Origin of the sequence: Ralstonia flaminis, from assembly GCF_958415495.1 — a bacterium.
Lineage (GTDB): Bacteria > Pseudomonadota > Gammaproteobacteria > Burkholderiales > Burkholderiaceae > Ralstonia > Ralstonia flaminis.
Window position 1 is genome coordinate 275,295 of sequence record NZ_CATZLL010000003.1, and the last position, 12,932, is coordinate 288,226.

The 12,932-nt window shown below is 66.0% G+C and carries 15 protein-coding genes; 8 read left to right on the top strand and 7 right to left on the bottom strand.

Annotation, left to right across the window (positions count from 1 at the left end; all coding sequences use genetic code 11):
- Nucleotides 1-3 precede the first annotated feature (3 nt).
- The 6 genes from R2N11_RS06075 to cobC are packed head-to-tail and all read left to right on the top strand — an operon-like array spanning nucleotide 4 to nucleotide 4,876.
- Nucleotides 4-1,011 (top strand): FecCD family ABC transporter permease, encoded by a 1,008-nt coding sequence (locus R2N11_RS06075; RefSeq protein WP_316680587.1) that lies wholly within the window; start codon nucleotides 4-6, stop codon nucleotides 1,009-1,011.
- Nucleotides 1,008-1,844, top strand: a complete 837-nt coding sequence (locus R2N11_RS06080) for an ABC transporter ATP-binding protein (RefSeq protein ID WP_316680498.1) — start codon at nucleotides 1,008-1,010, stop codon at nucleotides 1,842-1,844. Before R2N11_RS06075 ends, R2N11_RS06080 begins: the two co-directional genes overlap by 4 nt.
- A complete protein-coding gene (cobO, locus tag R2N11_RS06085; protein WP_430715416.1) occupies nucleotides 1,825-2,466 on the top strand; it encodes a cob(I)yrinic acid a,c-diamide adenosyltransferase in 642 nt (213 codons plus the stop codon). The genes R2N11_RS06080 and cobO overlap by 20 nt, the downstream gene beginning before the upstream one ends.
- Before the next feature lie 18 nt (nucleotides 2,467-2,484).
- Nucleotides 2,485-3,537 carry a nicotinate-nucleotide--dimethylbenzimidazole phosphoribosyltransferase gene (gene cobT / locus R2N11_RS06090; RefSeq protein WP_316680499.1) on the top strand — a complete coding sequence of 351 codons (1,053 nt, stop codon included), beginning with the start codon at nucleotides 2,485-2,487 and terminating at the stop codon, nucleotides 3,535-3,537.
- The gene (locus R2N11_RS06095; protein WP_316680500.1) at nucleotides 3,534-4,304 is read left to right on the top strand and encodes an adenosylcobinamide-GDP ribazoletransferase; all 771 of its coding nucleotides are present in this window, start codon (nucleotides 3,534-3,536) and stop codon (nucleotides 4,302-4,304) included. The genes cobT and R2N11_RS06095 overlap by 4 nt, the downstream gene beginning before the upstream one ends.
- Entirely contained in the window at nucleotides 4,289-4,876 is a 588-nt protein-coding gene (gene cobC / locus R2N11_RS06100) for an alpha-ribazole phosphatase (RefSeq protein WP_316680501.1), read from the top strand. Before R2N11_RS06095 ends, cobC begins: the two co-directional genes overlap by 16 nt.
- Nucleotides 4,877-4,879: 3 nt before the next feature.
- Here cobC and R2N11_RS06105 read toward each other — a convergent pair whose 3' ends face one another.
- The 4 genes from R2N11_RS06105 to cobU are packed head-to-tail and all read right to left on the bottom strand — an operon-like array spanning nucleotide 4,880 to nucleotide 8,432.
- Nucleotides 4,880-5,827: a cobalamin-binding protein gene (locus R2N11_RS06105; RefSeq protein WP_316680502.1), complete on the bottom strand. Its 948-nt coding sequence runs from the start codon at nucleotides 5,825-5,827 to the stop codon at nucleotides 4,880-4,882.
- 9 nt (nucleotides 5,828-5,836) lie between these two features.
- Nucleotides 5,837-6,877, bottom strand: coding sequence for a threonine-phosphate decarboxylase CobD (cobD, locus tag R2N11_RS06110; RefSeq protein ID WP_316680503.1), 1,041 nt, complete (start codon nucleotides 6,875-6,877; stop codon nucleotides 5,837-5,839).
- A complete protein-coding gene (gene cbiB, locus R2N11_RS06115) occupies nucleotides 6,874-7,854 on the bottom strand; it encodes an adenosylcobinamide-phosphate synthase CbiB (RefSeq protein ID WP_199032992.1) in 981 nt (326 codons plus the stop codon). The genes cobD and cbiB overlap by 4 nt, the downstream gene beginning before the upstream one ends.
- A gap of 2 nt (nucleotides 7,855-7,856) precedes the next feature.
- Nucleotides 7,857-8,432, bottom strand: a complete 576-nt coding sequence (cobU, locus tag R2N11_RS06120; protein WP_199032986.1) for a bifunctional adenosylcobinamide kinase/adenosylcobinamide-phosphate guanylyltransferase — start codon at nucleotides 8,430-8,432, stop codon at nucleotides 7,857-7,859.
- A gap of 70 nt (nucleotides 8,433-8,502) precedes the next feature.
- Between cobU and R2N11_RS06125 the strand changes: the two genes are divergently transcribed.
- Together R2N11_RS06125 and R2N11_RS06130 are read left to right on the top strand one after the other, a co-directional pair.
- Entirely contained in the window at nucleotides 8,503-10,002 is a 1,500-nt protein-coding gene (locus R2N11_RS06125; protein ID WP_316680504.1) for a cobyric acid synthase, read from the top strand.
- A 100-nt stretch (nucleotides 10,003-10,102) separates the two neighbouring features.
- A complete protein-coding gene (locus R2N11_RS06130) occupies nucleotides 10,103-10,768 on the top strand; it encodes a ParA family protein (RefSeq protein WP_199033220.1) in 666 nt (221 codons plus the stop codon).
- Nucleotides 10,769-10,814: 46 nt separating this feature from the next.
- Here R2N11_RS06130 and panC read toward each other — a convergent pair whose 3' ends face one another.
- Genes panC through R2N11_RS06145 form a run of 3 tightly spaced genes read right to left on the bottom strand, consistent with a single transcriptional unit; the run spans nucleotide 10,815 to nucleotide 12,828 of the window.
- Entirely contained in the window at nucleotides 10,815-11,666 is an 852-nt protein-coding gene (gene panC, locus R2N11_RS06135) for a pantoate--beta-alanine ligase (protein WP_199033219.1), read from the bottom strand.
- A gap of 51 nt (nucleotides 11,667-11,717) precedes the next feature.
- Nucleotides 11,718-12,599 carry a segregation and condensation protein A gene (locus R2N11_RS06140; RefSeq protein WP_199033218.1) on the bottom strand — a complete coding sequence of 294 codons (882 nt, stop codon included), beginning with the start codon at nucleotides 12,597-12,599 and terminating at the stop codon, nucleotides 11,718-11,720.
- 40 nt (nucleotides 12,600-12,639) lie between these two features.
- Nucleotides 12,640-12,828: a DUF3460 family protein gene (locus tag R2N11_RS06145; protein WP_021195639.1), complete on the bottom strand. Its 189-nt coding sequence runs from the start codon at nucleotides 12,826-12,828 to the stop codon at nucleotides 12,640-12,642.
- Nucleotides 12,829-12,932: the final 104 nt, after the last annotated feature.

The window sequence follows — 12,932 nt, forward strand, 5'->3', positions numbered from 1 at the left end:
CAGATGACATCTGCGCTGCCCGCACGCGGTTTTGCCTGGCGACTCTGGTTGTTGCTGGCGCTCGCGTGCGTGGTGGTGCTGGTGGCGTCATTGATGCTCGGCAGCGTGAAGCTGTCGCCCGCTGAAGTCTGGCGGGCCTTGATTGGCGGTGGCGATGATCTGGCTGCAGGCATCGTCACCGAGTTGCGCCTGCCGCGTGCGGGTGCTGCATTTGCTGCAGGCGGGTTGCTGGCCTTTGCCGGGGCGCTCATGCAGATGCTGCTGCGCAATCCGTTGGCGGATCCGTATGTGCTGGGGGTGTCCGGCGGCGGGGCGGTGGCGGCGTTGACGGCAATGTTGTTCTCGCTGCCGTGGTGGGGCGTGCAGGCCAGTGCTGGTGCTGGCGCATTGCTCTCGATGGCCTTGGTAGCAGCACTTGCGCGCCAGCACCTGTGGCGTGGTGAACCTGGCGAGGCCAATGCACGCTTGCTGCTCGGCGGCGTGGTGATGGCCTCCGGCTGGGTCGGGCTGATTACTCTCATTCTGACGGTCGCGCCCGAGAACAAGCTGCGCGGCATGATCTTCTGGATGGTCGGCGACCTGGGGGGCGCCGATCGTTACCTCGGCGCGCTGGCCGCTCTCGTCGTGGCGGTAGCCGTGGTGCTGCCGCATGCGCGCGACCTGAACGTGCTGCTGACTGGCGAGACGCGCGCCCGCGCGCTGGGTGTGCCGGTCGCACGCGTACGCACGCTGATCTACGTGGTGGCTTCGTTGTGCACGGCGGTGGCCGTGACGATTGCGGGCTCCGTCGCGTTTGTTGGCTTGCTGGTACCGCACATGGTGCGCCTGGCCTGGACGCGTGACGTGCGCATCCATCTGCCTGCCACGGTGATGGCCGGTGGGGGCATGCTGATGCTGGCCGACCTGATCGCCCGCACCCTGATCGCGCCCACGCAGTTGCCGGTGGGTGTGATCACCACGCTGCTGGGCGTGCCGACGTTTCTCTACTTGCTGATGCGGAGCACGCGATGAACTGGTTGCGCCGCGCCCCCGCTCCGGCTGCGTTTGTCGAGGTCGATGCTGTGCCCGAGCTCGCGCTGCACGATCTGCGTGTGGCCATTGATGGGCGTGTACTGATCGAACGCTTGTCGATGACGGCCACCGGCGGGCAGCTCTGGTGCGTGGTCGGCCCGAACGGCGCAGGCAAATCGACATGGCTATCGGTGCTGGCGGGTCTGCGCGATGCGGATGGCGGCAGTGTCATGTTGGACGGCCAATCACTCGCGGACTGGCCAGCCGCTGCAATGGCGCGCCGCCGCGCGTTCCTGCCGCAAGCGCTGCATGACACCTTTCCGATGACCGTGTATGAGGCCGTCATGACCGGTCGCCATCCGCACCTCGCGCGTTGGGAGTGGGAGGGCGATGCCGATGCGCGCGCCGTGGCGTCTGCCATCGCCGCACTTGCGTTGGAGCCGCTTGCGCAGCGTGATGTCCGCACGCTCTCAGGTGGCGAGCGCCAGCGTGTGGCCATGGCGGCCGTGTTTGCGCAGGACGCGCGCGTGCTCATGCTCGACGAGCCCGTCGCGCATCTGGACCTGCACCAGCAGATTGCCGTGCTTCGCCTGTTGCGCGAGGGCTGTCGCAAACGCGGCTGGCTGGTCGTGCTGACGGTGCACGATCTGAACCTGGCGCGCCGCTTTGCCACGCACGTACTCCTGATGGATGGCGAAGGCCACACCAACGCAGGCCCTGCTGCCGAGGTACTTACCCCCGAACATTGCGCCCGCGTGCTGCGCACCCCAATAGCCGAGGTGGCGGATGGCCACCGCACGGCCTTGATTCCTGATGACCCCGATGACAACTGAACACAACCGCAGTGACAACGACAGCGGCCTGAACGAGCGCCACCGCACACGCATGCAACGCAAGAAGGCGGTGGTGGACGCCAAGATTGCTGCCGCTACCGACGTGCGCGGTGTGTTGCTGGTCAACACCGGCAACGGCAAGGGCAAATCCAGCTCCGGCTTTGGCATGGTGATCCGCGCCATGGGCCACGACATGCAGGTTGGCGTTGTGCAATTCATCAAGGGCGCAATCCCGACCGGCGAGGAGCGCTTCCTGCGCCGGTTTCCCGAGCAATGCGAGTTCTACGTGATGGGCGAGGGTTACACGTGGGAGACGCAAGATCGCACGCGTGACATTGAAAAGGCAGAAGCTGCCTGGGCTTGTGCGCGTGAACTGTTGAGCGACCCGTCTATCGGCCTGGTGCTGCTGGATGAACTGAACATCGCGCTCAAATACCACTATCTTGATGTGCAGACGGTGCTGGCCGACTTGCGTGCACGGCCGGCTGCGCAGCACGTCGTCATTACCGGACGCGGTGCGCCGCCCGAGTTGATTGAGGCCGCCGATACCGTGACCGACATGACGCTCGTCAAGCACGCATTTTCCCAAGGCATCCAGGCGCAGCCGGGTGTCGAACTGTAGGCCTTGTGGGCTCCAACCATGCAGATTCCTTCTTTTGATCCGGCGCTGCGCACCCGCCTGCAGACCGCTGTTGATAGCAAGACCAAGCCGCTGGGTGCGCTGGGTCGGCTGGAGCCGCTGGCCGTGCAGATCGGCCTGATCCAGAACACCGATGCGCCGGTGCTCACGCGTCCGGCCATGGTGGTGTTCGCCGCGGACCACGGTGTCGCCCATGCGGGCGTGAGCGCTTATCCGCAAGCGGTGACGGCGCAGATGGTGCTGAACTTCATCGCGGGCGGTGCGGCGATCAACGTGTTCAGCCGACAGCATGGGTTTGCACTGGAAGTGGTCAACGCCGGCGTGGCCGCGCCGCTGTGGACGGCGGACACGCCGGGGCTGGTTGATGCCCCTGTTGGCTCCGGTACGCGCAACTTTGCCGACGAGCATGTCCACCAGGCTGCCATGACCGCCGACGAGCGCGATCGCGCCATGGCACTGGGCGCGCAGCGTGTGGCGCACCATGCATCGCTCGGCACCAACGTGATCGCGCTCGGTGAGATGGGCATTGCCAACACGGCGTCTGCTGCATGCCTGATGGCGCGATTGTGCGACCTGCCGGTGGCGCAATGCGTTGGCCGTGGCACGGGCCTGGATGACGAGGGCCTCGCCCACAAGCGCGCCGTGCTGGAGGCTGCGCTCGCTATACACATCGACGTGCGGGATCCGCTGGACGTGCTGGCCTGCTTTGGCGGCTTTGAGGTTGCGGCGATTGCCGGGGCGGTGATCGAAGCGGCCAAGCGGCGCATGGTCATTCTCGTCGACGGGTTCATCGCCACAGCGGCCGTGCTGGTGGCAGCGCGCGTGGCGCCTGATGTGCTGCACTACTGCGTGTTCGGCCACGTATCGGATGAGCGTGGTCATCGTGCGCTGCTCGAGGTGCTGGATGCTCGGCCGCTGCTGTCGCTGTCGTTGCGCCTGGGTGAGGGCAGCGGTGCGGTGCTGGCGTATCCGCTGGTGGTGTCCGCCGTGGCCTTCCTGCGCGAGATGGCGACCTTCGCCAGCGCGGGTGTGAGCGAGCGCTCAGGCTCATGAGCCTATTGCGCGAACACTGGCAGGCGTTATGGACGGCGGTCGGGTACTTCACCCGCATTCCCGTGCCGGCGTCGGTCGGGTTTTCGCAAACGGGGTTGAATCGTGCGGCGCGCTACTTTCCGCTGGTCGGCTGGCTGGTGGGCGTGGTGGCAGCGGCAGTGTATTGGCTGGTGTCGCGCACGGTGCCTGCGCCCGGCGTGGCGGTCGCCGTGTCGATGGTGGCCACGCTGTTGCTGACCGGCGCCTTCCATGAAGATGGCCTGGCCGATTGCGCCGATGGTTTTGGCGGCGGTTACACGCCAGAAGACCGGTTGCGCATCATGCACGACTCGCGCATCGGTGCATTCGGGGCCATCGCGGTGTGCATGGCGCTACTGTTGAAGTGGCAGTTGCTGACGGCATTGGCGGTGCGCCCCGTCGCCATTCTGGCGGCGATGGTGGGCGCACATGCCGCCAGCCGCGCCGCTGCAGTCAGTTATCTGCTCACGCATGACTATGTGCGTGCTGAAGGCAAGGCCAAGCCCGTTGCACAGCGCATGCGCTGGAGCGATGCGTTGTGGGCAGGCATTTTCGGTATCGCGCCACTGCTGTGGTTCGGGCCGGTGTGTGCGGTGCTCGTGTTGGTGGCGGTGTCTGTCGCGCGCTGGCTGCTCGGCCGCTACTTCGTGCGTCGCATTGGCGGCATCACGGGCGATTGCCTGGGGATGGCGCAGCAGGTGTTCGAACTGCTGATCCTATGGGGCTTGCTGGCATGGATTTCATTCTGATCCGACACGCGCGGCCCGCCATGACCACCGGCCTGTGCTATGGGCGCACCGATCTGCCGCTTGACGCACCGATGGACCCTGATCCGTCGGCCATTACCCAGAAACTCAGCGCACATCCACCACAGCGTCTGCAGGCCAGCCCGCTACAACGCAGCCAACTCACCGCACAGGCAATCCGGCAGGTGGCTGAGCTGCCCCCGCTGGAGATTGACGCGCAACTGATGGAACTCGACTTTGGTGCCTGGGAGGGCCGCCAGTGGGATGACATTCCGCGCGTGCAAGTCGATCGCTGGGCGCGCGATCTGGTGCACGGTAACCCGCACGGGGGAGAGTCTGCTGCCGACTTGCTCGCGCGCGTGACTGCGTGGGCCGAATCGATGGCTGCGTCTCCCGTCCCTTGTCTCTGGGCCGTGACGCACGCGGGCTGCATGCGTGCACTGGCGGCGCACTGGCTGCGGCGTCCGCTGGCCGAAACGCTGCAGTGGCCGCTGCAATGGGGAGGGGCTTGCGGTTTTCGTGTGCACCCTGGGCAACCCGACGCGTTGCCCATCCTGCTGTTCTGGAACCGCTGACGGTCAGCGTCCGTTGTTGGTCGCCTGTGCGCCCTGGCGCTTCATCCGCGCCTGCTCCAGGTCATCGCACAACTGCGCTGCGGCTTCTACCAGGCGCGGGCCGAAACGGTTGATCAGGTCCCCATTGATGCTGAAGAGGTTGCCGCGCTGCACCGCCAGCAATTGCGGCCAGCGTTTCCAGCCATCGAGCGTGTCGATTGGGCGGCTGCCTTGCGTCGCTCCCATACTTGCCGTCAGCAGGACTTCGGGATTGGCCGCGATGACCGCCTCAGGCAATACAGTCGGCACCAGAAGCGGCTCGCTCGCAAAGATATTGCGGCCACCGCACAGCGCCAGCATGTCGGTGAAGATGTGCTGGCCGTTGAGCGTCATCAACGGCTGTTCCCACACCTGATAGAACACCTGCACCGGCGGCTTGCTTGCATACCGGTTGCGCAGCGTATCGACCTGCTGGCGGAACTGCTGCGCGGCATCGTGAGCGCTGGCACGCGTATCGAGCAGTGTGCCGAGCGCTTCGATGGAGCGCGGAATATCGCCCATGCGGTGCGGTTCGGAGAAGAACAGCGGAATGCCCAGCGCACGCAGGCGGTCGATCTGCTTCTGCGCGTTGCCGTGGCGCCAGACCACTACCAGATCGGGTTTGAGCGCGGCGATGCGCTCCAGGTCGAGCGCACGGTTGTCGCCCACGTGCGGAATGTCGCGCGCGGCCGGCGGATAGTCGCTGTAGGCCACCGTGCCCACGATGCGCGCGCCGCCGCCCGCTGCAAACAGCAGCTCGGTCGCATGCGGTGCCAGGCTGACGATGCGCTGTGCAGGGTGTTGCAGGGTGACTGTGGCGCCGGTGTCATCGGTGACGGAAATGGCGGCGAGCGCCGGTGCAGCAGCAACTGCGAGTGCAGCAAGGCCAAGCACACACAAACGACGGGCAAAGTGGGGGAAGCGAGCGGGCATCGGGGTGAGTCAAACGGAGAGCGACAGCGATGCTAGCGCATCGCCAAGACGTTGCCATCCGGTCTCATCCGGAGGCAGGCCAAAGCGTATGCCGAGCACGTCATGTGCATGCCCTGTGCCGTCACACCGGATCGGCACATCAAAGAGGCGCGTCCAGATGCCGAGCCGCGCCAGTCGTGCGTGAAGCGAAGGCGCATGCGGGGTCGGCGCCCAAGCAAAGAGCGGTGTGTTGACGTTGGGCAGTCCGTGGCAATTGAGCAACGTGTGCAGGCGCGTGCCCTCGCGTTGCAGGCGGGTGCGATTGGTGGTTTGCCAAGCGGTATCCGCCAGCGCAGCACGCACGACGGCACGGGCGGGGCCGTTGACGGTCCAGTGTCCCAACGCATCGCGCAGCGCAGCCAGCAGATCCGGTGCGCCCAGCACAAAGCCGATACGTGCCCCGGCCAGGCCGTAGAACTTGCCGATCGAACGCAGGATCACCAGCCCTGGCGTGCCTGCCAACGGTGCGAGCGTCGGGCCATCTTCCAGCGCTTCGATAAAGGCTTCATCGACGATCAACATGCCGCCGCGCGCGCACAGGCGTGCGTGCCAATGACGCAAGGTGTCGGCCGGTAGAACGCGTGCCGTTGGGTTGTTCGGGTTGACGACAACGAGGTGTCGAACGTCATCGGGCAGATCGCCCAGGAAGGCGGCCTCAGACAGCACGGCAACGTCATGTCCGGCGCGCGCAAAGGCGGGCGCATATTCGCTGTAGCCAACTTGCGCGACGCCGACCCGGCCGCGGGGCAGCAGGGTGGGCAGCGTGCGGATGGCAGCCTGTGAGCCTGCGACGGCCAGCACCGCGTTGGCGTCGTTCACGCCGTAGTGCGCGGCGGCCAGCGCTTCGAGCCCATCGTCTTCCGGCAGGCGCAGCCAAGCATCGGGCGGAATGGGTGGGATCGTATAGCCGTGCGGGTTGATGCCGGTGGAGAGATCGAGCCAGCCGCCCGCCGGTTCACCATACAGTGCACGTGCCGCGGCCAGATTGCCGCCGTGGGTGATGGCATTCATGCCAGGTTCCGCGAGATGACGGCAGCAGCGCCCAGCATGCCGAGCCACAGCCACACCGTGCGCGAGACGAGTGCTAGTGCGCGGTTGATGTCGGCGGCGCTTGCAGGCTTGCCGGTGCCGAGCAGTGGGCGGGCCTCGTCCACGCCTTCGTAGCGTGCCGTGCCACCAAGCTGCACGCGCAGGCTGCCCGCGCCGGCAGCCATCACAGGGCCCGCGTTGGGGCTCGACCATTGTGGTGCCTGCCGGCGCCAGCAGCGCAGCGCATCAGTGGTGTGGCCGAGCAGCGCATAGCTCATCGCCGTCAGTCGGGCGGGAATCCAGTTGAGCACGTCGTCGATGCGCGCCGCCGCCCAGCCAAAGCCGGCAAAGCGCGCATTGCGGTAGCCCCACATGGCATCGAGCGTGTTGGCCAGCCGGTAGAGCACCACCCCCGGCGCACCGGCCACGACCAGCCAAAACAAAGGGGCGAACACGGCGTCGCTGCCATTCTCCAAGGCCGATTCCACAGCAGCGCGGGCGATGGGTTCGTCAACCGCTTCAGAGAGGTCCCGCGAGACGATGCGCGAGGCCAATGCGCGTGCGCGGGGCAGGTCGGCTGCGCGCAACGCGGCGGCAATCGGCGCGATGTGGTCATGCAGGCTGCGCGCGCCGATCGCAAAGTAGAGCGCCACGGCATCGAGTGCTACCACAGCCCACGCTGAAGCCGCATGCGTGGCTGTGGCAAACCACGATGCTGCCAGCACGAACGGCAGTACAGCAATTGCCCAGGCGAGCAGGCCGACGATGCGCGACCAAGCCAGCGCTGCCGGCTTGCGGTTCGTGGCGTGTTCGATAGCGGTGGCAACGCGCCCGAAGCCCACCAGCGGATGCCAGCGCGGCACTTCGCCCAGCAGCCGGTCGAGCAGCACGCCGGCCAGTGCGGCCAGCGCCACGAGTGACCAGCCGAGGTCGGTCACACCGCCTGTCGGCACGCTCAGGGTCACGATCCGGTACCGAGCGCCGGCCCTTTGACCACCATCGGAATGCCCGCCACCAGCAGATGCACGTTGTCCGCCAGCGCGGCCAGACGCTGGTTCAGACGGCCTAGCTCATCCACATAGAAGCGTGTGACAGCGCCCATCGGGACCACGCCCAGGCCGATCTCGTTGCTCACGAGAATCACCTCGCCGGGCAGCAGCGGCAGGGCGGTGAGCAGGGCGTCAATCTCCGTTGTCCAGGCTTCGGGTGGTGTGATGAGGCCGGTATCGGGGTAGTCGTGGTGTTCAGAGAAAAGGAGGTTGTTGAGCCACAGCGTGACACAGTCCACCAGCACGCAACCGCCGTGCTGGGCGTGCGTGTACAGCGCTTCGGCCAGACGCATTGGCTCTTCGACAAGGCCCCAATGCTCTGGCCGGCGAGCGCGGTGCATGGCCACGCGCAATTGCATCTCTTCATCACCTTCCCCCGCCGTGGCGACGTAAGTGACGGGCCCCGCGCATTGCAGCGCGAGTTGTTCGGCGTGGTGGCTCTTGCCCGAGCGGGCACCACCGAGGATGAGTGTGAGACGGCGGGACATCCGCGCATTTTAGCCGTGGGTGCCCGGTTAGTGCTGATGGGCGTAGACAGGTGAATGCGATAATCCGCGCATGCCAAAGCCACCATTTCCCGAGCCTCTGATCGGCACGCTCATGATCCAGGGCACCACGTCTGATGCCGGCAAGAGCACGCTGGTGGCCGGGCTGTGCCGCATTGCGTATCGCGCTGGTGTGCGCGTCGCGCCGTTCAAGCCGCAGAACATGGCGCTCAACAGCGCTGTCACCGCAGATGGCGGCGAGATCGGCCGTGCCCAGGCACTGCAGGCACAGGCCGCAGGCGTTGCGCCCACGGTAGACATGAACCCCGTGCTGCTCAAGCCCAACAGCGACACCGGCGCGCAGATCATCATCCACGGCCAGCCGCGCTGTGACCTCGACGCCCGCGCGTATCACGACTACAAGCCCACTGCGATGGCTGCGGTGCTGGAGTCGCACGCGCGCCTGCGCACGCAATACGACCTCGTGCTGGTGGAAGGCGCCGGCAGCCCCGCCGAGATCAACCTGCGTGACCGCGACATCGCCAACATGGGCTTTGCCGAAGCTGTCGACTGCCCCGTCGTGCTGGTCGCAGACATCGACCGTGGTGGGGTGTTTGCGCACCTGGTCGGCACGCTCGCGTGCCTGTCAGAGAGCGAGCGCGCACGCGTGGCCGGCTTCGTCATCAACCGGTTTCGCGGCGACATCTCGCTGCTTACGCCGGGGCTGGATTGGCTGACGGCGCAGACGGGCAAGCCGGTGTTTGGTGTGCTGCCGTACCTGCACGGCCTGCATCTGGATGCCGAAGATGCCGTGCAGACCGCGCAACATGCTGTCTCTGGCGATGCACTGCGCGTGGTGATTCCGGTGCTGCCGCGCGTCTCCAACCACACAGATTTCGATGCGCTGCGTGCGCACCCTCAGGTGGACGTGCGCCTGATCGGCCCCGGGCAGCCGATTCCCCCGGCCGATCTCATCGTCCTGCCCGGCAGCAAGAGCGTGCAGGCAGACCTCGCCTGGTTGCGCGTCAACGGCTGGGAGGCGGCGATCGCGCGGCATTTGCGCTATGGCGGCAAGGTGATCGGCATCTGCGGCGGCATGCAGATGCTGGGGCGGCGCCTGCATGATCCGCGTGGGCTGGAGGGCGCGCCTGGCAGCGTCGATGGTCTGGGCTATCTCGATTTCGAGACCACGCTGGAGGCCGCCAAGCAATTGCGTCAGGTGCGCGGCTCGCTTGTCGAAGGCGGCGAGGCCGGAGGGGCCACCGTCGCCGGCTACGAAATTCACATGGGCGTGACTGAGGGGCCAGCACTCGCGCGGCCCGCCGTGCAGCTCGACGATGGGCGCGCAGACGGGGCCATCTCGCCTGACGGGCAGATTCTCGCCACGTACCTCCACGGTTTGTTCGATGCGCCGGAAGCCTGCCGCGCGCTGCTTGCCTGGGCCGGCGTGCGCGATGCGCAGGCGCAGGACTACGCAGCATTGCGCGAGGCGTCGCTCGAACGCCTGGCCGACACGTGCGAGGCGCACCTCGACCTCGTTGCGCTGTTCGGCGCGCTGCCACGTGCGGGCTGAGCCATAATCCCCAAGGTTGACGAAAAATCAGGGCAGATCCGCCGGGTGATCGACTCGGCACATGGTTCGATGTGCGCGCGATGTGTACAAGGAGGCAGGCATGCCGGTGGCCGTTGTAGCGAATCCGAAGGGCGGGGTGGGCAAGACCACGCTGGCAACCAATCTGGCGGGCTACTTTGCCAGTCAGGGCCACGCCGTGATGCTGGGCGACACCGATCGCCAGCAGTCATCGCGCGAATGGCTGGCGTTGCGCCCCGAGACGGCCAAGCCTATCCACACGTGGGAGATCAGCGCCGACCACATCGCCAAGCCGCCCAAGGGCACCACGCATGTGGTGCTCGATACGCCGGCCGGGCTGCACGGCTGGCGGCTGACCGATTTGGTCAAGCTGTCGGACCATGTGATCGTGCCGTTGCAGCCTTCGATGTTCGACATCCTCGCCACGCAGGCCTTCCTGCGCAAATTGGCCGACGAGAAGCCGGTTCGACACGGCGAGGTCAAGCTGGGTGTGATCGGCATGCGCGTGGACATGCGTACGCGCGCCGCGGAGCAGCTCCAGCGCTTCGTACATGGGCTGGAAGTGCCCATCCTCGGTTATCTGCGTGACACCCAGAACTATGTGCAACTGGCCGCGCACGGGCTGACGCTGTGGGACGTGGCGCCCTCGCGTGTGGCGAAGGACGTCGAACAGTGGAGCGGCATCCTCGATTGGCTGGGGGGAGCGCTCCCGCAGGCCACCGTTGCCGATACCTCGGCGGCGGCATGAAAAAAGCCCGGCAACTAGCCGGGCTTTTTGTTGGGCGACGCCTTGCTCAGATCTCGAGATTGTCGATCAGGCGCGTCTTGCCAAGCTTTGCGGCAGTCAGAACCACCAGCGGCTCGCCGGCGGCGATGTTGTCGGGCGTTGGTGCCTGCAGGTCAGCGCGGCGGCGCACGGCCACGTAGTCGGGTTGCCAGCCACGGCCACGCAGGTAGTCCATCGCCTTGGCCGTCACTTGTTCATGCGAGGCCTGGCCCTGCAGCACGGTCTCCAGCACGTCCTGGCGCACCTGGTGCAGCGTGCGGTACAGCTCGGGTGCCTCGGCGCGTTCTTCGTTGGTCAGATAGACGTTGCGCGAGGACAGTGCCAGGCCATCCTCTGCACGGATCGTCTCGGCCGGGATGATGTCGACCGGCAGTGCGAACTGGTGGGCCATGCGGCGCACGATCATCAATTGCTGGTAGTCCTTCTTGCCGAACACGGCCACACGCGGCTGCACGCAGCAGAACAGCTTCATCACCACCGTGCACACGCCCTTGAAGAAACCGGGGCGGAATTCGCCTTCCAGCGTGTCGCCCAGGTCGTGCGGCGGGTCGACGCGGTATTCCTGCGGCTCGGGATACATGTCGCGTTCGGTGGGCGCGAACAGCACGTACACGCCTTCCTTCTGCAGCTTCTCGATGTCGTCCTGCAGCGTGCGCGGGTATTTGTCGAAATCTTCGTTCGGGCCGAACTGCAGGCGGTTCACGAAGATGGACGCCACCACCGGATCGCCGTGCTGGCGTGCCAGGCGCATCAGGCTCAGGTGGCCCTCATGCAGGTTGCCCATGGTCGGCACGAAGGCGACGCGGTTCTGGCCGCGCAACTGGTCGCGCAGTTCCTGGATGGACGAGATGACTTTCATGCGTTTGTGGTGTGAGTCAGCGGCTGACTTTGGCCGAATGGGGTGGCCGAATTACGTCGGGGAATAGGCGAGGCGCACGTAGATGGGCGCGTACGGCTCCGCCTGGGTGATCTCCAGCAGCGATTCACGCGAGAGCTCCAGCATGGCGACAAAGTTGACCACCACGATAGGCGCGCCCTTGCCGGACTGGATCGCTTCTTCAAACAGCTCGGTGAACTCCATGAACCGCGCATGCTGCAGCTTACGCAGGATCTGGCTCATGTGCTCTCGCACGGACAGCTCTTCGCGCGAGATCTTGTGATGCTGCGTGAGCTTGGCCCGGCGTAGCACGTCGGCCCACGCGATGCGCAGGTCGTCGGAATTGACGTCGGGGTAGCGCGGCGCGAGGCTTTGCTCAATGTAGACCTGGGCGCGCAGGAAATCGCGGCCAAGCTGCGGCACGGTGTCGAGCTTCTGCGCGGCGAGCTTCATCTGCTCGTACTCGAGCAGGCGGCGCACCAGTTCGGCACGCGGGTCTTCGGGTTCTTCGCCGGAGTCGGTCTTCTTGACCGGCAGCAGCATGCGTGACTTGATCTCGATCAGCATGGCCGCCATCAGCAGATATTCGGCAGCCAGCTCCAGATTGGTCGCGCGGATCTGTTCGATGTACGCCAGGTACTGCCGCGTGACCTGCGCCAGCGGAATGTCCAGCACATTGAAATTCTGGCGCCGGATCAGGTACAGCAGCAAGTCCAGCGGCCCTTCAAACGCTTCGAGAAACACCTCGAGCGCATCGGGCGGAATGTAGAGGTCTTGCGGGAGCTTGAACAGCGGCTCGCCGTATAGCCGCGCGAAGGCCAGGCCGTCGACCTGTACCGGCGTGGAGTCCTGCTCGGGCGCCACGCTGGGCAGCTCGACGGGGAGCGGCAGCTTGTCCTGCGCAGAGGTAGTCATGCGGCGGCGCGCCTGGGGGCTTGGGGGATCGGTCTGCCGATCAGTCCAGCGAATAGACGTACGGCTTTTGCGCCACGCGTGCTGCCTGGGCGCGGGTGCGTTCGTCCAGGTCGATCGGGTCCTTGTCCCACAGCAGCGAGCGGCCTTGGCGCTGTTGCGCTTCCAGGTCGGGCTTCTGGGTCTTGAGTTCTTCCAGGAACTGGGTGATCTCGGACTTGTACAGGGCCATGGCAGTCAGTGATATTGGGTGATCCGGCCCGCACGGGAGGCTCCCGGGCGGAAAACGGCGCATTTTACCGTATCGGCAGGCAGGCACGGCGCCTGCGGAGCCCT

What these genes read in the sequence shown, in the direction of transcription:
- R2N11_RS06145 (WP_021195639.1), bottom strand. Translation starts at nt 12,828, where the DNA reads ATGGCCCTGTACAAGTCCGAGATCACCCAGTTCCTGGAAGAACTCAAG.
- R2N11_RS06095 (WP_316680500.1), top strand. Translation starts at nt 3,534, where the DNA reads ATGAGCCTATTGCGCGAACACTGGCAGGCGTTATGGACGGCGGTCGGG.
- R2N11_RS06125 (WP_316680504.1), top strand. Translation starts at nt 8,503, where the DNA reads ATGCCAAAGCCACCATTTCCCGAGCCTCTGATCGGCACGCTCATGATC.
- R2N11_RS06140 (WP_199033218.1), bottom strand. Translation starts at nt 12,599, where the DNA reads ATGACTACCTCTGCGCAGGACAAGCTGCCGCTCCCCGTCGAGCTGCCC.
- R2N11_RS06130 (WP_199033220.1), top strand. Translation starts at nt 10,103, where the DNA reads ATGCCGGTGGCCGTTGTAGCGAATCCGAAGGGCGGGGTGGGCAAGACC.
- R2N11_RS06105 (WP_316680502.1), bottom strand. Translation starts at nt 5,827, where the DNA reads ATGCCCGCTCGCTTCCCCCACTTTGCCCGTCGTTTGTGTGTGCTTGGC.
- panC (WP_199033219.1), bottom strand. Translation starts at nt 11,666, where the DNA reads ATGAAAGTCATCTCGTCCATCCAGGAACTGCGCGACCAGTTGCGCGGC.
- R2N11_RS06080 (WP_316680498.1), top strand. Translation starts at nt 1,008, where the DNA reads ATGAACTGGTTGCGCCGCGCCCCCGCTCCGGCTGCGTTTGTCGAGGTC.
- cobC (WP_316680501.1), top strand. Translation starts at nt 4,289, where the DNA reads ATGGATTTCATTCTGATCCGACACGCGCGGCCCGCCATGACCACCGGC.
- cobO (WP_430715416.1), top strand. Translation starts at nt 1,825, where the DNA reads ATGACCCCGATGACAACTGAACACAACCGCAGTGACAACGACAGCGGC.
- cobD (WP_316680503.1), bottom strand. Translation starts at nt 6,877, where the DNA reads ATGAATGCCATCACCCACGGCGGCAATCTGGCCGCGGCACGTGCACTG.
- cobT (WP_316680499.1), top strand. Translation starts at nt 2,485, where the DNA reads ATGCAGATTCCTTCTTTTGATCCGGCGCTGCGCACCCGCCTGCAGACC.
- R2N11_RS06075 (WP_316680587.1), top strand. Translation starts at nt 4, where the DNA reads ATGACATCTGCGCTGCCCGCACGCGGTTTTGCCTGGCGACTCTGGTTG.
- cobU (WP_199032986.1), bottom strand. Translation starts at nt 8,432, where the DNA reads ATGTCCCGCCGTCTCACACTCATCCTCGGTGGTGCCCGCTCGGGCAAG.